The organism is Deinococcus aquaedulcis, from assembly GCF_019693445.1.
GTDB classification, from domain to species: domain Bacteria; phylum Deinococcota; class Deinococci; order Deinococcales; family Deinococcaceae; genus Deinococcus; species Deinococcus aquaedulcis.
Genome location: NZ_JAHRBL010000003.1, coordinates 229,419 through 247,658, shown reverse-complemented (window position 1 = coordinate 247,658; position 18,240 = coordinate 229,419). Strand labels below are relative to the sequence as shown.

The 18,240-nt window shown below is 70.6% G+C and carries 17 protein-coding genes and 1 tRNA gene; 13 read left to right on the top strand and 5 right to left on the bottom strand.

Annotation, left to right across the window (positions count from 1 at the left end; genetic code table 11):
• The first annotated feature begins 341 nt into the window (after positions 1-341).
• The 6 genes from KMW22_RS06090 (at position 342) to KMW22_RS06065 (ending at position 5,901) form a co-directional block, all read left to right on the top strand.
• Positions 342-2,039, top strand: coding sequence for a sensor histidine kinase (locus KMW22_RS06090; protein ID WP_407928424.1), 1,698 nt, complete (start codon positions 342-344; stop codon positions 2,037-2,039).
• The gene (locus KMW22_RS06085; RefSeq protein WP_328774615.1) at positions 2,036-3,064 is read left to right on the top strand and encodes a DUF4097 family beta strand repeat-containing protein; all 1,029 of its coding nucleotides are present in this window, start codon (positions 2,036-2,038) and stop codon (positions 3,062-3,064) included. The genes KMW22_RS06090 and KMW22_RS06085 overlap by 4 nt, the downstream gene beginning before the upstream one ends.
• Positions 3,061-3,729: a response regulator gene (locus tag KMW22_RS06080; protein WP_221089133.1), complete on the top strand. Its 669-nt coding sequence runs from the start codon at positions 3,061-3,063 to the stop codon at positions 3,727-3,729. The genes KMW22_RS06085 and KMW22_RS06080 overlap by 4 nt, the downstream gene beginning before the upstream one ends.
• 80 nt (positions 3,730-3,809) lie before the next feature.
• Positions 3,810-4,781: a CPBP family intramembrane glutamic endopeptidase gene (locus KMW22_RS06075; protein ID WP_221089132.1), complete on the top strand. Its 972-nt coding sequence runs from the start codon at positions 3,810-3,812 to the stop codon at positions 4,779-4,781.
• Between the two features lie 12 nt (positions 4,782-4,793).
• Positions 4,794-5,189, top strand: coding sequence for a YkvA family protein (locus KMW22_RS06070; RefSeq protein WP_407928423.1), 396 nt, complete (start codon positions 4,794-4,796; stop codon positions 5,187-5,189).
• Between the two features lie 13 nt (positions 5,190-5,202).
• Positions 5,203-5,901 (top strand): hypothetical protein, encoded by a 699-nt coding sequence (locus KMW22_RS06065; RefSeq protein ID WP_221089131.1) that lies wholly within the window; start codon positions 5,203-5,205, stop codon positions 5,899-5,901.
• A 69-nt stretch (positions 5,902-5,970) separates the two neighbouring features.
• On the opposite strand, the gene KMW22_RS06060 is transcribed toward KMW22_RS06065, so the two are convergent.
• Both KMW22_RS06060 and KMW22_RS06055 read right to left on the bottom strand, forming a co-directional pair.
• Positions 5,971-6,477 carry a DUF456 domain-containing protein gene (locus KMW22_RS06060; protein WP_221089130.1) on the bottom strand — a complete coding sequence of 169 codons (507 nt, stop codon included), beginning with the start codon at positions 6,475-6,477 and terminating at the stop codon, positions 5,971-5,973.
• 104 nt (positions 6,478-6,581) lie between these two features.
• Positions 6,582-6,658: transfer RNA gene (locus KMW22_RS06055), tRNA-Met, on the bottom strand.
• 149 nt (positions 6,659-6,807) lie between these two features.
• On the opposite strand from KMW22_RS06055, the gene fni reads away from it, so the two are divergent.
• Positions 6,808-7,863, top strand: a complete 1,056-nt coding sequence (gene fni / locus KMW22_RS06050; protein ID WP_328774614.1) for a type 2 isopentenyl-diphosphate Delta-isomerase — start codon at positions 6,808-6,810, stop codon at positions 7,861-7,863.
• Here the strand turns inward: fni and ruvA are convergent.
• Both ruvA and KMW22_RS06040 read right to left on the bottom strand, forming a co-directional pair.
• A complete protein-coding gene (ruvA, locus tag KMW22_RS06045; RefSeq protein WP_221089128.1) occupies positions 7,860-8,459 on the bottom strand; it encodes a Holliday junction branch migration protein RuvA in 600 nt (199 codons plus the stop codon). The genes fni and ruvA overlap by 4 nt on opposite strands.
• Before the next feature lie 60 nt (positions 8,460-8,519).
• Entirely contained in the window at positions 8,520-9,713 is a 1,194-nt protein-coding gene (locus tag KMW22_RS06040; protein WP_221089127.1) for an MFS transporter, read from the bottom strand.
• 97 nt (positions 9,714-9,810) lie between these two features.
• Between KMW22_RS06040 and KMW22_RS06035 the strand changes: the two genes are divergently transcribed.
• The 5 genes from KMW22_RS06035 to KMW22_RS06015 all read left to right on the top strand — a co-directional run bounded on the left by KMW22_RS06035 (position 9,811) and on the right by KMW22_RS06015 (position 16,113).
• Positions 9,811-10,413 carry a GNAT family N-acetyltransferase gene (locus tag KMW22_RS06035; protein WP_221089126.1) on the top strand — a complete coding sequence of 201 codons (603 nt, stop codon included), beginning with the start codon at positions 9,811-9,813 and terminating at the stop codon, positions 10,411-10,413.
• 318 nt (positions 10,414-10,731) lie between these two features.
• On the top strand, positions 10,732-12,729 hold the full coding sequence (gene metG / locus KMW22_RS06030) for a methionine--tRNA ligase (protein WP_221089125.1): 1,998 nt from the start codon (positions 10,732-10,734) through the stop codon (positions 12,727-12,729).
• 261 nt (positions 12,730-12,990) lie between these two features.
• Positions 12,991-13,785 (top strand): hypothetical protein, encoded by a 795-nt coding sequence (locus KMW22_RS06025; protein ID WP_221089124.1) that lies wholly within the window; start codon positions 12,991-12,993, stop codon positions 13,783-13,785.
• A 115-nt stretch (positions 13,786-13,900) separates the two neighbouring features.
• On the top strand, positions 13,901-14,743 hold the full coding sequence (gene rapZ, locus KMW22_RS06020; protein WP_221089123.1) for an RNase adapter RapZ: 843 nt from the start codon (positions 13,901-13,903) through the stop codon (positions 14,741-14,743).
• The gene (locus tag KMW22_RS06015; RefSeq protein WP_328774613.1) at positions 14,740-16,113 is read left to right on the top strand and encodes a gluconeogenesis factor YvcK family protein; all 1,374 of its coding nucleotides are present in this window, start codon (positions 14,740-14,742) and stop codon (positions 16,111-16,113) included. The genes rapZ and KMW22_RS06015 overlap by 4 nt, the downstream gene beginning before the upstream one ends.
• Before the next feature lie 6 nt (positions 16,114-16,119).
• Here the strand turns inward: KMW22_RS06015 and KMW22_RS06010 are convergent, their stop codons facing one another.
• Complete coding sequence (locus KMW22_RS06010) at positions 16,120-16,764, bottom strand: hypothetical protein (protein ID WP_221089122.1); 645 nt, start codon at positions 16,762-16,764, stop codon at positions 16,120-16,122.
• Between the two features lie 133 nt (positions 16,765-16,897).
• Here KMW22_RS06010 and KMW22_RS06005 point away from each other — a divergent pair, with 133 nt between their 5' ends.
• Positions 16,898-18,181 carry a glutamate-5-semialdehyde dehydrogenase gene (locus KMW22_RS06005; protein WP_221089121.1) on the top strand — a complete coding sequence of 428 codons (1,284 nt, stop codon included), beginning with the start codon at positions 16,898-16,900 and terminating at the stop codon, positions 18,179-18,181.
• Positions 18,182-18,240: the final 59 nt, after the last annotated feature.

The following is an 18,240-nucleotide window of genomic DNA, read 5'->3' as shown; positions in this document are numbered from 1 at the left end:
CCCACGTCACCGTCTTCTCCGGGGCTTCACTTGGTTCGCCCCAGCGCGACCCTGGGGAGAGACCTGGGATCGCGCTGGGTTTCGCTCTGAGCGCGGCGGCCCGTTTCGCGAGCGTCACCCCCGCCCGCGCGGCTGTCTCCGCTGGAGACCCACTTCCTTCGCTCTAAAGCCGTCAAAGGCTGTGCCCCAGGGCGGCTCTGGGTTTTGCGGTGCATACGGCCCAGACGAGCCTGTCTGCAAGCAATATGCAGGACCGCCGGGCCGCGCCTCGGCACCATTCACGCCTCGCTGCCTCTTTCGGGGGACGCCGCGCGCTGGCCGGGCGCAGTAGGCTGCGCGGCATGATGAAGGTCATGGGCACCGGCACCCTGCGGGAACGCACCCCCACCCGGGGCGGCCCGCTGGGCGACCTGCTGGACCCGGCCACCTACCGCGCCGCGCTGTACGTGCTGCTGGCCCTGCCGGTGGGCGGCACGGTGGCAGGCCTGCTGACGGCGGCGGTGGTGGGCGGGCTGCTCACCCTGCCCATTCTGGTGGGCGCGGCCTTTTTGCTGCTGGCCCTGTGGCTGGTGGTGGCGCTGGGCGAGGTCCAGCGCGTGCTGCTGGGCCTGCTGGGGGTGCGGGTGGCCCGCCCCGCCGCCGCGTCCCCAGCCGGGCTGCTGGCGTGGCTGGGCCGCACCCTGGCCGATCCGGTCACCTACCGCACCCTGCTGTTTCATGTGGTGCAGTTGCCCCTGAGCCTGCTGTGCTGGGTGGTGCTGGGCACGCTGCTGGCCCTGGAGGTGCTGGGACTGGGCGCGCCGCTGTGGGCCCTGAACAGCGCCGTGCCCGTGGTGTGGGGCGAGTGGACCCTGCGCCCCGGGCCCCTGTCGGTGGCGGGGCTGATGCTGGCGGGCGCTGGCGCCCTGCTGGTCAGCGCCGGGGTACTGAGCGTGATGGGTCGGGTGTGGACCCGCCTGGGCATTGCCCTGCTGGCCCCGGATGGCGACGGCGCGGCGCGGCGCGAGGTGATCGCCCTGCGCCGCGCCGCGGGCCGGGTGGCCCTGGGTGACGACCTGGGTGTGACCCTGGCCGACCTGACCGAACAGGCCCGGCAGGCCAGCACCGCCGCCGCCGTGGCCCTGTGTGCCCCGGACGGCACCCTGCGGGCGGTGAGCGGCGTGCCGGGCCCGCTGCCGGCCCCCGGCGAAGTGCAGCCCGCCCCCGGCGAGGCCAGCGTGCGCGCTCTGAGCGGCGGCGAGGTGCTGGCCACCCTCCCGGTCACCCTGCCCGCGTCGGCCGGCACGCTGGAGGGCGGGACCCTGCGCGCGTGGTATGTGGGCGGCGCGCGCCCGGGGGCCGATGAACTGGCCTTTCTGCTTTCCATTGCCGACCACGCGGGCACCGCCCTGCACGCCGCGCAGCTGATCGAGCGTGCCGGGGCGCGGGCCGGGGAACTGGAACGCGCCCGCTTGGCGCGCGAACTGCACGACAGCGTGGCCCAGGCCCTGTACGGCATCACGCTGGGCGCCAAGACTGCCCGCGCCACTCTGGAGCGCGACCCCGCCCGCACCCGCCAGAGCCTGGACTACACCATCCGGCTGGCCGAAGGAGGCGTGTCGGAAATGAAGGCGCTGCTCTTTAGCCTGCGCCCCGACGCCCTGGAAGAAGGCGGGCTGGTGGCCGCCCTGACCCAGCATGCCCACGCCCTGGAAGCCCGCCACGGCCTGACCGTGCACGCCGATCTACGCGCCGAGCCCGACCTGGACCCCGATGCCCAGGCCGCCGCCTACCGCGTGGCCCAGGAGGCCCTGCACAACGTGGTCAAGCACGCCCGCGCCGCGCAGGTGTGGCTGAGCCTCAGTCAGGCGGAAGACGTGGTGACCCTGCACGTGCGCGACGATGGCCGGGGCTTTGATCCTGGGGCGCAGGGCCGGGGCACGCTGGGTCAGCGCTCCATGCGCGAGCGGGCGTCGGGGGCGGGCGGCACCCTGGTCGTGGATTCGGCGCCGGGGCAGGGCAGCGCCGTGACCCTGACCCTGCCCCGGGGGCGCGCGTGACCACGTGGCCGCCGTCGAGGCCGCTGCTGCCGGTGCTGGGGCGCATGGCGCTGGGGCTGGGGCTGGTGGGCGCCGGGCTGGCGCTGGCGTGGCACGGCGCTGCGCGCACGCTGACTCCCGGCATGAGCGTGCAGAACACGCCCCTGCAGGTGCCGCTGGACGGCCCACTGCCCCTGGACCTCGCCAGCAGCGCCGCGCTGAATTTCAGCGGGGACCGGGTGAATGTGGCGGTCTCGCCGCTGCCGCCCGGCAGCCCCATGGCCGTGCAGGGTTCGGCCCGCCACCGCGCCCGCAACCCGGTGCAGGCCGAGGTCAGCCGCCAGGGCCGCGCCATTACCGCGCAGGTCACCCTGAACGTGCAGCCGCCAAACACGCGCGGGGTGGTGCTGGGCGGCCCCGAACCTGTGCAGCACACCCTCACCCTGGCGCTGGCGCGGGGATTGCCCCTCACGCTGGGCAGCGTGACCACCAGCGGCGATCAGCGCCTGCAGCTCACCCCGCTGCGGGTGCGTGCGCTGACCCTGCGCAGCGACAGCGGCGACGTGGCCCTGGTGCTGCCGGCGCGGCCCGCTGGCCCCGTCAGCGTGGTCACCCGCAGCGGCAACGTGGTGCTCACGGCCCCCAAAGGCAGCGCGCCCGACGCCCTGCGCGTGAACACCGCCGACGGCGAGCTGCGGCTGAACCTAGCGGGCATGCGCACCCAGACCCTGGGCGTGGGCAGCGACAGCGGCGACCTGCGCCTGACCCTGCCGGTCATCCTGGGCCGCGCCACGGTGACCACCGCCACGGGCGACGTGACGGTCAGCGCCACCCCCCTCACGCGCGGCAGCCTGGACATCCGCACCCAGGGCGGGCGCGTGACGCTGCGCCTGCCGCCCGCCCTGAGCACGCGGGTGCGTTTTACCGACCGCGACACCCTGAACTGGCCCCGCACCCGGCCGCCCAGCCCCACCCCCGCGCTGGACGTGTTCGTGGACGCGCCCCGCTCGGAATTCACCCTGTCTCCCCTGGAGGACACCCCATGACCACCCCCGATGCTGCCCCTGCCGCCGTGCGCGTGCTGCTGGTGGACGACCACGCCGTCGTTCGCCAGGGCCTGCGCCTGTTTCTGGGCCTGGACCCCCTGATTGACGTGGTGGGCGAGGCCGCCAACGGCGAGGAAGCCCTCCTGCTGGCCGCCCAGCTGCGGCCCGACGTGGTGATCATGGACCTGATGATGCCCGTGATGGACGGCATTCAGGCCACCCGCACCCTCAAGCGCCAGCAGCCCGACACCGAGGTGATTGCCCTGACCAGCACCCTGGAAGAGCACAAGGTGAACGGCGCTATTGAGGCCGGGGCCATCAGCTACATGCTTAAAGACGCCTCCAGCGATACCCTGGCCGACGCCATTCACGCCGCCGCCCGGGGCGAGGTGCGGCTGCACCCCGAAGCCGCCAAGCGCCTGGTGCGCGATTTCCGGGGCGGCGAGATGCGCGAAACCCTGACCCCCAAGGAAACGATTGTGCTGCAGCTGCTGGCCCACGGCTACAGCAACAAGGACATTGCCGCCGATCAGGGGGTCAGCGAGGCCACCGTCAAGACCCATGTGTCGCGCCTGCTGGGCAAACTGGGCCTGGACAGCCGCACCCAGGCGGCCCTGTACGCCCTGAAGCACGGGATTGCCCAGCTAGACGGCGTGGCGCTGTAAGGCCAGCGCGGCCAGAGCGCGCCACAGCCCCTGCCGTGGGTGCGCGGCGGCGGGGCCGGGCAAGCGGTAGGCTCTGGGGCATGACGGCGCCGCACCCCAGCCCCCCGCCCACCCCGCCGCAGGCCGCCCCGCTTTCTCCCGTGCCCCCGGGCATCCGGGCGGTGGACGGCAACCGCGCCGCCCTGACGCTGCTGCTGGTGCAGAACGTGGTCTCGGCGCTGCTGATGGCTGCCGGGGTGCCGCTGGGCACGGCGCTGCTGGGCGCGTTTGCGCTGGTGGTGCTGGTGGGCCTGACCATCTTCAGTGAGGTGATAGAGACGCTGCGGCGCGACACCCGCTGGCGCACCCCCCCGGCCTGGGGCACGGCGCTGGCCGCGTTCGTGCTGGCTTTTCTGGCCTCGCGCGCCTTCGTGGTGGCGGTAGTGGCCCTGTTTCCCAGTGCGGCCGACAGCGTGCCGCAGTTTCTTAGCCGGGGCGCGGACCTGTGGGCGCTGCTGCTGGCGGCGGGCCTGCTGATTCCCTTTGCCGAAGAAGTGGCCTTCCGGGGCCTGCTGATGCGCGGGCACGAGCGCGCGGCGGGGTTCACGGTGGCCGCCCTGACCAGCACGGCCGTCTTCGCACTGGCGCACGGGGCGCCCGCCAGTGTGGCCGGCATTCTGCCGCTGGCCTACGTGCTGGCGCGCGTGGCGCAGCACACCGGCAGCCTGTGGAACAGCGTGATCATCCACGCGCTGAACAACACGCTGGCCGTGGGGCTGGGCGCCTTTGTGGCGGGCCGGCTGCCCAGCGACACGGCCCAGGCCACCGACCTGCTGCAGAACCCGGCCCTGAAGGTGCCGGTGGCGCTGGGCTCGCTGCTGTTTGGCAGCGTGGTCCTGGTCGTACTGCACCTGTGGCTGACCCCCCGCCCCGATCCGCAGGAACGCAGCGCCCCGGGCCCCTGGCTCAGCGCGGCGCTGGTGGCGGTGGCGCTGTTTGGGTTACTGGCGGCCCTGGCCACCTTGCCGGTGTTCACCCAGTGGGCCAGCGACCTGCGCGGGGCGCTGCGCTAGGCTTGCCAGCCTGTGTCCAGACCCTCCTTGACCACGCGGCTGCGCACCCTGGCCCGGCGCCTGAAGGCCGAACTGCTGGCCCTCAGCCTCGCGGCGCGCGATCCGCGCACGCCCTGGTACGCCCGCGCGTGGGCGCTGCTGGTCCTGGCCTACGCCCTGAGCCCCATTGACCTGATCCCCGACTTCATTCCGGTGCTGGGGCAGCTGGACGACCTGCTGCTGGTTCCGGCCGGGCTGTGGCTGGCCCTGCGTCTGATTCCGCCAGCCGTCATGGCCGATGCCCGGCGGCAGGCCGAGGCTGCCCCGACCCGGCTGGGCCGCAGCGGCTGGGGCGCGGCGCTGATCATGGCCGCCTATCTGGGGCTGCTGGCGCTGGCCTGGGTCCTCTGGCCCCGCGCGGGCCAGTAGCATGGCGGGGCCTATGGCCCGCGCCCCTGCTTCTGCCCCGCCGCCCGCTCCGGCCGCCCCGCTGCCCACCACCTTCCTGATGGGGCCGCGCGTCTTTGCCCGGCAGCTGGCCCCCACCGAGCCTGCGCCCCTGCGCTACCTGGGGATGGCGGGGCTCTCGGCCGCGCTGTCCGGTGTGGCCTACGCCGCCCTGGTGTCGCCCGCTGTGCGGCTGGCCGCCGAGGTGGCGGGGGGCGCCTCGCCCCTGGCCGCGCACGCCACCAATGTGCTGGGGGGCGCCTTCCTGACCCTATTCACCTACGGCCTGATGTGGGGCCTGGGCCGCCTGGGCGCCGGCCGGGCTGGGCGCGCCGCCGAGGTCTACGGCGCCAGTTTTGCGCTGCTGCCCCCGCTGTACCTGCTGGTCACGGTGCTGGCCCTGCTGACCCCAGAGGCCGCGTGGCGCCCCGACCTGGCCGCGCTGGCCCAGGCCGGCGAGAACAGCCGCAAGGTGCAGCAGCTGGCGCTGGCGGGCCTGGCCCAGACCGCGCCCGCCGCGCTGCTGCTGGCCGTGACGATGCTGGGCACCGCCGCCCAGTGCGCGCTGGCCTTTCCCGCCTTTGCCGTGCTGACGGGCCGCCCCGCACGGGCCGCCGCCGGGACCCTGCTGCCCCTGCTGCCCGCGCTGGCGGTGGGCTTCATTGCCCTGGCCCCGCTGCTGTTCAGCCGTTAGCGCAGCAGCGGCGCGCAGGCCACAGCAAAAGCCCCCTTCGTTGGGGGCTTCAGGAGAGGGGGAGCTGGCTCAGCCGAACACGCTCTTGGCCGGGTCCCACAGGCGCCACAGTTCGTACAGACCGATCAAGAGGTGCAGCACCAGCTTGGCGGCCAGCCCGGTCAGCAGGCCCACCAGGGTGCCCCAGGCCGCGCGCATGGCGTCGGCAGGGGCCTTTTTCACCACGACCAGTTCAGCGATCAGGGCGCCCACCAGCGGGCCCACGATCAGGCCAAACGGAATGATGGGCAAAATCCCCACCACGCCGCCAATCAGGGCGCCCCACACCGCCTGCTTGCTGCCGCCGTACTTGCGCGCGCCCCAGGCCGAGGCCACGTTGTCCACCAGTCCGATCAGGATGGTGATCACCAGAAAGGTGAGCAGGAAGGGCAGGTCCGGCCAGGGCTGAAAGCCGTCCACCAGCGTGGCCGCCACCGAACCCAGAAAGATGATGGCGGTGGCGGGCACCACCGGCACAAAGGTACCCACCATGCCGATAATCCAGGCCACCAGAAAGATCAGAAACGCAAGACTCATACGACAGATGCTTACGCGCCGGGCGGCCCCAGGGTTCCGAGCGCGGCCCGACACCACCAGACCAGCACCCACAACGCAAAACCCCCACCGAAGTGGGGGCGAAGTGGTTGCAGGGACAGGATTTGAACCTGCGACCTCCGGGTTATGAGCCCGACGAGCTACCAGACTGCTCTACCCTGCGATACTCTGGTCTTTCTTGCGGCGCCCGTTTCAGGCGCTCAGAAAGAGTAGCTCTGAATGCCCGATCTGTCAACGGGGGCCCGGCGGGCACGCGGGCTTTGTCGCGGGGCTTACAGCCGCTCCAGGGCCCATGCCCGCTACGCTGGGGGCGTGACCCCGCCCGAGCAGGCCGACAGCGCCCCGCCAAGCAGTGCCCCTGCAGACAGCGCCATTCAGGTGCGCAAGCTGCGCCACATCGAAGCCTGCCTGCGCCCAGAAAGCCAGTACCAGCGCCAGACCACCGGCCTGGAACATGTGCCCTGGCCCTACCGCGCCCTGCCGGAACGCAACCTGGACGAGGTGGCGCTGGGCACCTCGTTTCTGGGGCGGCCACTGCGCGCCCCGGTGCTGATCGGCGCCATGACGGGCGGCGCCCAGGCCGCCGGGCGCATCAACCGGCATCTGGCCCTGGCGGCGCAGCGGCTGGGCGTGGGCCTGATGCTGGGCTCGCAGCGGGTGATGCTGGAGCGCCCTGAGGCCCGCGCCTCTTTTCTGGTGCGCGAGGTGGCCCCGGACATCCTGCTGGTGGGCAACCTGGGCGGCGCCCAGTTCCTGCTGGGCTACGGTCCCGAGCACGCGCGCCGCGCCGTGCGCGAGGTGGGCGCCGACGCCCTGGCCATTCACGTCAACCCTCTGCAAGAAGCCCTGCAGCCGGGCGGCGACACGCGCTGGGCGGGCCTGACCGGGCGGCTGTCGGCGGTGCTGCCCCACCTCGACTTTCCGGTGGTGCTCAAGGAGGTGGGGCACGGCCTGGACGCCCGCAGTGTGGCTGCCGCCGCGCCGCTGGGCTTTGCCGCGCTGGATGTGGCGGGGGCAGGGGGGACAAGCTGGGCGCGGGTGGAGCAGCTGGTTCACCACGGTGCAGTGCAAAGCACCGACCTGTGTGAATTGGGCATTCCCACCGCCCAGGCGCTGCGAGACGCCCGGCAGGCCGCGCCCGGGGTGCCCCTGATTGCCTCGGGTGGCATTCGCACGGGCCTGGATGCCGCCCGGGCCCTGGCCCTGGGCGCGCAGGTGGTGGCGGTGGCCCGGCCGCTGCTGGCCCCGGCCCTGGACAGCGCCGAAGCGGTGGAGGACTGGCTGGCGCGGTTTATTCACGACCTGCGCGTGGCCCTGTTTGTGGGGGGATACGGCAGTGTGGAGGATGTGCGGGCCCTGTCCGTTTAGCGCAGGCGCCCCAGCCCTTTGCGAATCAGGGTATCGGCGTTCAGGTCCGGCTCTGCAGCCAGCAGTTCGGCGACCACAGCGCGCACCTGCGCCTCGCGGAAGCCCAGGGCCAGCAGGGCGTCAATGGCGTCGCGCCCGGCGGTGCCCACCACGCGCGCGGCCTTGCCGCCGCCCGCTGCCGCCGGGGTGGCCAAGTGGTCGGGCACCTTGTTCTGCAGTTCCAGCACCAGCCGCTCGGCGGTTTTCTTGCCCACGCCGCTGACACTGCTCAGCAGTTTCACGTCGCCGCCCAGCAGCCCGGCGGCCAGGGCGCTCACCGGCATGGCCGAGAGCAGGGCGAGGGCCAGCTTGGGGCCCACGCCACTCACGCCGGTCAGCAGGTCAAACAGGCGCAGGCTGTCGGTGTCCTGAAAGCCAAAGAGCAGCTGGGCGTCTTCACGCACCACGAAGCGGGTGTTCAGCTCGGCCACCTCGCCGACCACCAGCTTGCCCAGGGTGCTCACCGGGCACTGCACCTCGTAGCCCACGCCGCCGGCAACCACCACAGCGCTGTTTTCCCGGATGTCCCGGACCACGCCGGACAGATAAGCAATCATCGCGCCCAGTCTACATTCTGCCCGGGACAGAAAAGGTGGCGGGTGGTGGGCTAGCCCGCCCTAGCCCTGGGCGCGCGGCACTGGCCGCAGGCTGAGGGCCAGCAGCGCCCCGCCCATCACCGCCGCCAGGGCCGCCCCCGCTGCGAAGCCCTGGGCTTCGTGGCCTGCGGAAGACGCCAGCACCAGCGGGCTAAGAAACTGGCCCAGAAACACCGCGCTGCTCATGCCGGCCGTGACCCGGCCGCGCCATGCAGGCGGGGTCAGGTCGGCCAGCCACGCATACAGATTGGGAAACACCAGCCCCCCGCCCAGGCCCGCCACCAGCAGTCCGGCCTCCACCACCGCCAGCCCCGGCGCGCGGAACACCAGCAGCCAGCCCAGCGCCACAATCGCCATGCCCAGCCCGGCGAGGCGCCGCGTGTCAAAGCGCCCGGCAAAGCGTGAAAAGACCAGCGCCGTCACAGCGGCCATCAGGGTGGAACTGCCCAGCATGAGGCCCATCACGCCGGGTTCGGCGCCCAGCGCGCGCAGCAGAAAGGGGCCCTGCGCAGGCATCAGGTAAAACACGATCATGTAGCCCAGCGCCAGGGCATAGACCACCGCAATGGCGCCCCAGCGCGGGGCGGCCTGCGGGGCGCTGCCTACCGCGTCCTGCCCCGGCACCCCACGCGGCAGGCGCAGCACCAGCGGCAGCAGCAGGGCCGCCGCCAGATACAGCGCGAACGGCGCGCGCCAGCTCACGGCCGCCAGCACCCCGCCCAGGGGCAGCAGCACCGCACCGCCAAAGCTGGTAAAAGCTGCCTGCTGGCTCAGGAAACGCCCACGCCCGGGGCCGCTGAACAGGTCGTTGACCAGGGCGCCCGCCGCCGTCATGGTGCCGGCCACCGCCAGCCCCAGCACCACGCGCCCGGCCAGCACCTGTCCCAGGCTCTGGGCCACCAGGCCGCTGGCGCCGCCCAGCACGTACAGGGTCAGCGCACCCAGCAGCACTGGGCGGCGGCCAAAGCGGTCCGCCAGCACGCCGCTGATGGGGGCGGTCACCGCAATCACCACGCCCAGGATGGTCAGGGCCAGCTTGGTCAGCAGCGCCGCGTTCGGGGTGTCGGCAAAGTGCGCCTGCATGGCGGGCAGTGCCGGGGCAATGGTGGCGCCGGACATTACCGTCAGGGCGGCCAACAGCAGCAGCGTGGCCTGTGTGAGGCGGTCCGGGGCCGCGCGGGTGGGCGCGGCGGGGGCAGGGGAGAGGGCCGTCATGCCCACATCTTAACTTTAAAAAGTCAATTGGTTTGTCTGGGAAAGTTACCGGCGTGGCGACACCGCTGGCGGGCTCTGTTGTGCTTGAGTGGGGGGCATGGTGACCCTGCGCCCTGCCCGCGAAGCCGACCGCGCCGCGCTGTACCGCATCTGCCTGGAAACCGGCGACAGCGGCGAGGACGCGTCCGGACTGTACGCCGATCCGCAGCTGCTGGGCCACATCTACGCCGGGCCCTACCTGAGCTTTGCCCCGGACTTCGCCTTTGTGCTGGAAGACGCCGCCGGGGTGGCCGGTTACGTGCTGGGCGCGCCCGACACCGCCGCCTTTGAAGCCACCCTGGCGCGCGAGTGGTGGCCGGCCCTGCAAGAGGTGTACCCGCTGCCCCAGTCGCCCCCGGAGGCCCGCACCCCCGATGAGCGCCTGATCGGCCTGATCCACCACCCCCGCCGCACCCCAGAGTCCCTGCTGGGCGCCTACCCGTCTCACCTGCACATTGACCTGCTGCCCCGGGTGCAGGGAGGCGGCCGGGGCCGGGCTCTGATGACCACCCTTCTGAACGCCCTGCGCGCGGCGGGTTCGCCGGGGGTGCACCTGGGCGTGGGCGAACGCAACACGCGGGCCCAGGGCTTTTACCGGCACCTGGGCTTTGAGGAGCTCCTCCGCTCGCCGGGCGCCATCACGTTTGGCCTGAAGCTCTAAGGCAGGTGGCGCAGGCCCAGACCCCGGCGCCGGGGTACACTGCCTCCATGTTCCGCACCGCCATGATGCGAATGCCCCAGCGACCCTGAGAGCCACACAGGAGTCGCGCGGGGCGTTCTGACAGCGGCTGCCAGTTCCACCCTGGAGCCAGACAGCGGCTCCTCAATTCCACTTCTGCCCCCGTCTTTGCCGGACACTCACTTCGTTCGCCCCAACGGTGTTGGGTGCCGTTCTGAGCAGGCAGGGCGCCCCGCTTTCCGTTGCCCTTTATGCTGTGGAGGTTGCCCGGCCCCCAGAGGCCAGGAAGGAAGGAATCCCATGAGCCACCCTGACCGCGCTTTTTTCATCACGACGGCCATTGATTACGCCAACGGCGCGCCGCACATCGGCCACGTGTACGAGAAGATCCTCACCGACGCCATCGCCCGTTACCAGCGCCTCGCCGGGCGCGAGGTGTTTTTCCTGACCGGTACCGACGAGCACGGCGAAAAGATCGCCAAGGCCGCCGCCAAGGCCGGCCAGACCCCACAGGTGTTCGTGGACGACCTCGCCACGCGCGCTTTCAAGGGCCTGTGGGACCGGCTGGAAATCAGCTACGACGATTTCGTGCGCACCACCGAGGGGCGCCACAAGCGCTTTGTGCAGGACATTCTGCAGCGCGTGTACGACGCCGGCGACATCTATTTCGACGAATACGAGGGCCTGTACTCGGTGGGCGCCGAGCGTTATGTCACCGAAAAAGAGCTGGTGGAGGGGTCCGACGGCGTGCGCCGCTACCCCGGTGACAAGGACCCGCCCGAGCTGCGCCGCGAAGCGAACTACTTCTTCCGCATGGAGAAGTACCAGGCGTGGCTGCTCGACCACATCAGGCAGAACCCCGACTTTATCCAGCCCGCCGGCTACCGCAACGAGGTGCTGGAAATGCTCAAGGAGCCCATTGGCCCCCTCAGCATCTCCCGGCCCAAGAGCCGCGTGCCCTGGGGCATCGAGCTGCCCTGGGACCCCGACCACGTCACCTACGTGTGGTTCGACGCGCTGCTCAATTACGTCTCGGCGCCCGTCAGCAAGGGCGCGGCCCCCGAGGTCATCGGCACGGCCTGGCACGTGATCGGCAAGGACATCCTCAAGCCGCACGCGGTGTTCTGGCCCACCATGCTGCAGGCCGCCGGGCTGCCCCCCTACCGCCGCCTCGTGGTGCACAGCCACATCCTGGCCGAGGACGGGCGCAAGATGGGCAAGTCGCTGGGCAACGCCATTGACCCGGAAGCGCTGGTGACCCAGTACCCAGTGGACGCCATCCGCTACACCCTGCTGCGCGAGGCGACCCTGAGTGCCGACAGTCCCTATGGCGAAGGCATTCTGGTCTCACGACTGAACAGCGACCTTGCCAACGACCTGGGCAACCTGCTCTCGCGCACCATTTCGATGATCCAGAAGTACCGGGGTGGCGTGATTCCCGCCGCCGCCGAGATCACCGAGCGCGAGCGCGAAATTGAGGCGACGGCGCTGGCCCTGCCCGGGCAGATTCTGGCCCTGGTGGACGAGCTGAAGATCAACATGGCGCTGGAAGCCGCCATGAACTTCGTGCGCGACCTCAACCGTTACATTGCCGAGAGCGCGCCCTGGAATCTGGCCAAGAGTGAGGACACCGCCCGCCGCCTGGACACGGTGCTGTACACCGCCGCCGAGGGCCTGCGGGTGGCCAGCGTGGCCCTGGAAGCGGCGCTGCCCGTCAAGGCCCGCGAACTGCGCGCGCAGCTGGGCCTGGGCGGCCAGTCCTATACCCTGGCCGGCGCCTGGGGGCTGACCCCGGCGGGTACCCAGGTTGTCGGCGGCGCCATTCTGTTCCCCAAACCCGAACCCAAAGCGGCTCCAGACGCCGCTGCCCCTAAATCTCCCCAACCCCCGAAAGAGAAACCCATGACCCAGACTGAAACCCCTGTGACGCCCGCCCCCGCCACGGCCGCCAGCCCCGCCGTGCCCACTGAACCCCTGATTTCCATTGACGACTTTGCCCGCATTGACCTGCGCGTGGCCGAGGTGCTGGCCGCCGAGGCCGTGCCCAAGGCCGACAAGCTGCTGAAGCTGACGGTGCGCCTGGGCGAGCAAGAACGCACCGTGGTTAGCGGCATTCGCCAGTGGTTCGAGCCCGAAGCCCTGGTGGGCCGCAAGGTGATTCTGGTCGCCAACCTGAAGCCCGCCAAGCTGCGCGGCATCGAGTCCCAGGGCATGATCCTGGCCGCAGAGGACGATCAGGGCAACCTGGACCTCGTGGGCCTGAAGCTGGACCTGCCCAGCGGGACGAAGGTGCGCTGAGGACGCTCTGCAGGCAAAACGCCACCTGAGTCGTTTCAGGCCATGACCGCTTCTTCGTGAAGCTCCACGCTGCGCCTCCCATCCTTCTGGGAAGCGCGGCGTCGTTGTGTGGAGTCGGCAGGACGGACTCCCCAGGGTCCTTGGCGGGCGACGCTGTTGGAGGCCAGATGACCTGTGTGGGTAGTCGGGGCCAGGGTCGTCAGAAGGCCCCGCGCTGCAAATGCGGCTCTTGGGTGCGAGCCAATTGCTTAAGCTGTCTGGGTGCGACGTCTCGTGCCTGCTTTGCTGCTCCTGCCCCTCCTGAGTGGCTGCGTTGATCCGTCTGTGCAGGCCCCGCTGCGCCCACTGACAGAGGCCGAACTGCGCCCGTTTTATGTGGACAGCCCCCCACAGCCCTTGCCGGCGTACACGGCCTTTACGCTGGGCGAGTCGTATGTGCCCGGCGGGACCGTGCAGGGCTGGAAGGCCACCAACGTGGTGCCCCTCTACAGCGGCCGGGGCCAGAATGTCGTGCTGGCCGCGCACCTGCAGCCCGATGGCCGCATCACTGGCGCGGCGCCCCTCCAGACTGGCCCGGCCGAAACCCTGCAGTACACCCTGTCCATGAACGGCAACAATGCGCTGGCCGGTGGCCTGTGCCCGGTGGACGGCCTGGAGGCCACGGCGGGGGTCAAGGTGCACTTGCCCGAGCTGGCTTTCTTCTACCGCTTCGCCGAGGTGCAGCAGGCCATGCAGTCCCTCACCTCGCCGATTCCAAAGGAACGGGGGCTGCGCTACGACCTGCAGGCCTATGAGCAGCCGGGCAGCCAGGTCCGGGTCAATCTGGTGTACGTGTCAGAAGACACCACGGTACAGGGGGAACAACGCTGCGTCCGTGGCTATGAACAGTCCGGCCGGAGCTCGGCCTCGCAGGACAACATTCGGGTGAACCTCAAGCTGAGCCGGGGTTGGAACGCGCTGCTGCGCACCGAGACGCGGTCCTACGCTGGCCAGACCCATGTGAGCCACATCACCTGGACGACTGTGCCGCGCGAGGTCATTGAGCGGTGGCTGTAAAGGCCGCCCAGGCAGGCAGAGCCACATGCCGCCCCGGCCCGGCGGTGCCCAGGCTCTGACCAACACCTGACCGCCTCATCAGGCTCGGGCTGGGCGCTCACGTTACACTGCCCCCATGCCTTTTGTCGTCGTCTCCGGTCTGTCTGGCAGTGGCAAGAGCACCGCGCTGCGCACGCTGGAGGACGCCGGGTTTTTCATCACCGATAACCTGCCGCCTGAACTGTGGGGCGCCATGCACGACCTCGTGTCGGCGCGGGGCCTGCCCTGTGTGGCGATCAGCACCGACGCCCGCACCCGCGACTTCCTGGGGGCGCTGGAAGCCAGTTACGTGCGCCTCTCGCGCCGCCGCGAGGACCTGCGCGTGCTGTTTCTGGAAGCGAATACCGACGTGCTGCTCAAGCGCTACAACTTCACCCGCCGTGAGCACCCGCTGGGCGACAACCTGATGCTGGACTTTGCGCGCGAACGCGAATTGCTCGCGCCCCTGCGCGCCATTGCCGACACCGTCATTGATACCACGCACCTCAGCGCCCGCGACCTGTCGGCCAAGGTGCTGCGCCTCTTCCGGCTGGAAAACGACTTCCATCTGCGCCTGATGTCCTTTGGCTTCAAGCATGCTCCGCCCAGAGACGCCGATCTGGTGCTGGACGTGCGTTCGCTGCCCAATCCCTACTACGACCCCGTGCTACGCCCCCGCACTGGCCTGGACCCGGCTGTGGCCCGCTACGCCTTTGGGGACTCAGAGGCCGAGGCCTTTTACGCCGAACTGCGCGATTTCGTGCGGGTGGCCGCCGAGCGCGCGCGCTCGGCCGGGCGGCACGGCTACACCGTGGCGGTGGGCTGCACGGGCGGGCAGCACCGCAGCGTGGCAGTGGCCGCGCGGCTGGCCCAGGACCTGAAGGACCTGAACGTGGACATCATGGACCACCGCGACATGCAGGCAGGCGAAGACGCGTGAGCGACCCCCCCATTCCGCGTCCGTCCCCGTCGTCCGTACTGCCCGAAGCGGTGCGGGACGACATGGTGGGGCGCGGCCAGCAGGTCACCCGCCGCGCCCGCATGTGGATGTCGCCGGGCCTGGGGGTCAAGCGTTGGCTGCTGCTGTTCGTGGTCTGCACCCTGGTGGGGGCCGTGGGGGTGCTGCACTTCACCTGGACCGGGCCGCTGCATTTCGTGGCCACCCGCTGGATTCTGTGGGTCAACCATCTGGTCAGCCCCGAAGTGATGCCCCTGTACACCGGCGGCATGGCCCTGATGGTGCTGTCGCTGCTGGGCGCGCTGTGGAGCATCATGATGCTCAGCCGCTCGGTGCTGCGCGGCACCGGCACCGCCCCCGAACAGGCCGTGGACCTGATGTACCAGCGCCGTCACCTCGCCCGGGGCCCGCGCATCGTGGCGGTGGGGGGCGGCACGGGCCTGAGCAACCTGCTCTCGGGCCTGCGGGTGCACACCGGTAACACCACCGCCATCGTGGCCGTTTCGGACGACGGCGGCTCCTCGGGGCGCTTGCGGGCCTCGCTGGACATGATCGCGCCCGGGGACCTCACCGACTGCTACGCGGCGCTCTCCGACAGCCCCGTCATGGCGCGGCTGCTGCTGCACCGCTTTGAACGCGGGGACGGTATTCAGGGCCACACCTTCGGCAACCTGCTGCTGGCCACCCTCAGCGAGGAAGAGGGCGGCCTGAGCGAAGCCATGTTGGACATTCATGAGGTGCTGCGCATTCGCGGGCGGGTGTACCCGGCCACCACCCAGCCCGCCACGCTGGTGGCCCGCCTGAATGACGGCCGCACCCTGCGCGGCGAGAGCCGCTTTGCCGCCGAGATGGGCGAAGCGCAGATTCAGCATGTGCAGCTGGACCCCCCGGCGCTGCCCGCCCTGCCCGAAGTGCTGCACGCCATCCGCGAGGCCGAGCAAATCGTGCTGGGGCCCGGCAGCCTGTACACCAGCATCATCCCGGCGCTGCTGGTGCCCGAAATTGCCCGCGAGCTGCGCGCCTCGCCCGCGCCTCTGATCTACGTGGCCAGTCTGATGACCGAGCCCGGGGAAACCGACGGCCTGAGCCTGGAGGACCACGTGCAGGCCATCACCAGCCACCTGGGCCGGATGCCCGACTGCGTGCTGGTGAACAGCGCCGTGCCCCCGCGCGACGTGGTGGCCCGTTACGCCGAAGGCGGCGCGCACCTGCTGAACCTCGCGGGCGCCAGCCGCGAGTTGCGTGGGCGCGCGGTGGTGCTGCCCCTCCTGCAACCCGGTCAGGCCCGGCACGACCCCGCCGCGCTGGCCCAGGCCCTGCTGCACGCGGCCCCCAAGCGCGACCAGGGCTGAGTTCAGTCACCACCCCAGGCGTTCCCCAGTTCCTCTGAGTTGCGCCATCAGGGGGACCAGCGCGTGGTCATGCCGGTATTCAAGCCTGGACAGAACGTCGCTGAGGGTATGGTCCACCGCATCCAGCTCGCCAAGCCAGTCCTCCTGCTCGGCCAGGGTTCCGTTCCCCAGGCGCCTGGGGCTGCAGACCCAGAAATGCGCCCCGCAATCGGCATGGTCGTAAAAGGCTGACCAGTCAATAGACTCGGGGACCAGCCAGGACCGGCGGATAAAAAGCAGATCGGGGCTTCCCAGGCGGGCCACAGAGAAGTGGCCATAGAAATCCTGGCTGGAAAAGGCCAGCTCCGGGTCGAGCAGGCGCAGGATCAGCAACAGGCCCGTGCGGTAACGGAGAAAATCATGGGGCATGCGGGCGCTGGGCAGGTCAATCAAGATGCACGCCGCCGCGTGCCCCACGAACAGCTGTTCATGCCAGCCCTTGATCTTCAGGGTAAAGGCTTCCTCGGGCGGGCCAACCTTCAGGTCAAAGTGCTCCAGCGCGCTGTAGGGCGGTTCGTCGTGCACAAAGTCCAGCAGATGGTCCGGGTGAGATACGTCACCCGTCAGGCGAACGGGGATCTGACGAGCCCGCAGCCCATCCAGAAGCCGCATTACCGTGAGGTGAAGTGTGTCTGTCGCAACAAGACAGCACAGCATGTTGGAGTGGGCCATGACCCCACAGTAAGGGGCTGCGCACCGTAGGCAGGCTGGCGGCGTTTGCCCTGCGCCCTGTTACCCTTTGCACATGACTGTGGCCGGAGAAGCCGAGATTCGCCTCATGGGCGTGCAGGCCCGGGCGGCGGCCCGGGTGCTGCGTTCGCTGCCTACCGCGCGCAAGGTGGCGGCCCTGGCGGCCATCGCCCAGGGCCTGCGCGCCCAGGCCGGGGTGATCCTGGCCGCCAATGCCCAGGATGTGGAAGCCGCCGTGGCCGCCGGTCTGCCCGAGCCGATGGTGGCCCGCCTGCGTCTGAGCCCGGATGCTCTGGAAGGCATCGCGGCCGATGTGGAGGCGGTGTCGCGCCTGCCAGACCCGGTGGGGGAGACGGGCCCGGTGCAGGCCCAGCCCAGCGGCATCCGGGTGAGCACGCGGCGGGTGCCGCTGGGCGTGCTGGGCGTGATTTACGAAAGCCGCCCCAACGTCACGGTGGACGTGGCCGCCCTGGCCCTGATGAGCGGCAACGCCGTGATTCTACGCGGTGGCAAGGAAACGGTGCGCAGCAACGCCACGCTGGAAGAGGTGATTCACGCGGCCCTGCGCGCGCAGGACCTGCCCGCAGCGGCCGTGCAGGTGATCCGCGACCCCGCCCGCGAGCGCATGCTGGAGCTGCTGAAACTGGATGATCTGGTGGATGCGATCATTCCCCGGGGCGGCGCCGGGCTGCACCGCTTCTGCGTGGACAACGCCACGGTGCCGGTGATCGTGGGGGGCATCGGCGTGGTGCACCTGTATCTGGACGCTTCGTTCACCCGCACACCGGAAGACCGCGCTGCCGCCGCCGCCATCCTGCACAACGCCAAGGTGCAGAAACCCAGCGCCTGCAACGCCCTGGACACCCTGCTGCTGGACCGCGCCGCGCTGGCCGCGCTGCCTGACCTCCTGCGTCCGCTGGTAGCCGAGGCCGTGGCCCTGCGCGCCGATCCGGAGGCCCTGGCGGCCCTACACGCGGCCGGCCTGCCCGCCCAGGCCGCCACCGAGGCCGATTACGGCACCGAGTTCCTGGGCCTGACGCTCAGCATCAAGACCGTGGCCGGGCTGGACGAGGCCCTGGACTTTATCGCCGCACATGGCAACCACACCGACGTGATCCTGACCCGCGACCCCGGGCAGGCGGCGCGCTTCGTGCAGGACGTGGACAGTGCCGCCGTGATGGTGAACGCCAGCCCCCGCTTCAACGACGGCGGTCAGCTGGGCCTGGGTGCCGAGGTGGCGATCAGCACCCAGAAGCTCCACGCCCGGGGCCCCATGGGCCTGCGGGAATTGACGACGACAAAGTGGGTGGTAGAAGGCGAGGGTACAGTGCGCGGGTAGCAGGGCGCGGTCAAAAGGACTGGAGAGCAAGCCAAAAAGGCGCGGGGGACAGGCTATTC

Excerpts from the sequence above, each read along its gene's own strand:
- KMW22_RS06040 (WP_221089127.1), bottom strand. The coding sequence starts at position 9,713 with ATGACGGCCCTCTCCCCTGCCCCCGCCGCGCCCACCCGCGCGGCCCCG.
- rapZ (WP_221089123.1), top strand. The coding sequence starts at position 13,901 with ATGCCTTTTGTCGTCGTCTCCGGTCTGTCTGGCAGTGGCAAGAGCACC.
- metG (WP_221089125.1), top strand. The coding sequence starts at position 10,732 with ATGAGCCACCCTGACCGCGCTTTTTTCATCACGACGGCCATTGATTAC.
- KMW22_RS06005 (WP_221089121.1), top strand. The coding sequence starts at position 16,898 with ATGACTGTGGCCGGAGAAGCCGAGATTCGCCTCATGGGCGTGCAGGCC.
- KMW22_RS06075 (WP_221089132.1), top strand. The coding sequence starts at position 3,810 with ATGACGGCGCCGCACCCCAGCCCCCCGCCCACCCCGCCGCAGGCCGCC.
- KMW22_RS06010 (WP_221089122.1), bottom strand. The coding sequence starts at position 16,764 with ATGCGGCTTCTGGATGGGCTGCGGGCTCGTCAGATCCCCGTTCGCCTG.
- KMW22_RS06090 (WP_407928424.1), top strand. The coding sequence starts at position 342 with ATGATGAAGGTCATGGGCACCGGCACCCTGCGGGAACGCACCCCCACC.
- ruvA (WP_221089128.1), bottom strand. The coding sequence starts at position 8,459 with ATGATTGCTTATCTGTCCGGCGTGGTCCGGGACATCCGGGAAAACAGC.
- KMW22_RS06065 (WP_221089131.1), top strand. The coding sequence starts at position 5,203 with ATGGCCCGCGCCCCTGCTTCTGCCCCGCCGCCCGCTCCGGCCGCCCCG.
- KMW22_RS06060 (WP_221089130.1), bottom strand. The coding sequence starts at position 6,477 with ATGAGTCTTGCGTTTCTGATCTTTCTGGTGGCCTGGATTATCGGCATG.
- KMW22_RS06035 (WP_221089126.1), top strand. The coding sequence starts at position 9,811 with ATGGTGACCCTGCGCCCTGCCCGCGAAGCCGACCGCGCCGCGCTGTAC.
- KMW22_RS06080 (WP_221089133.1), top strand. The coding sequence starts at position 3,061 with ATGACCACCCCCGATGCTGCCCCTGCCGCCGTGCGCGTGCTGCTGGTG.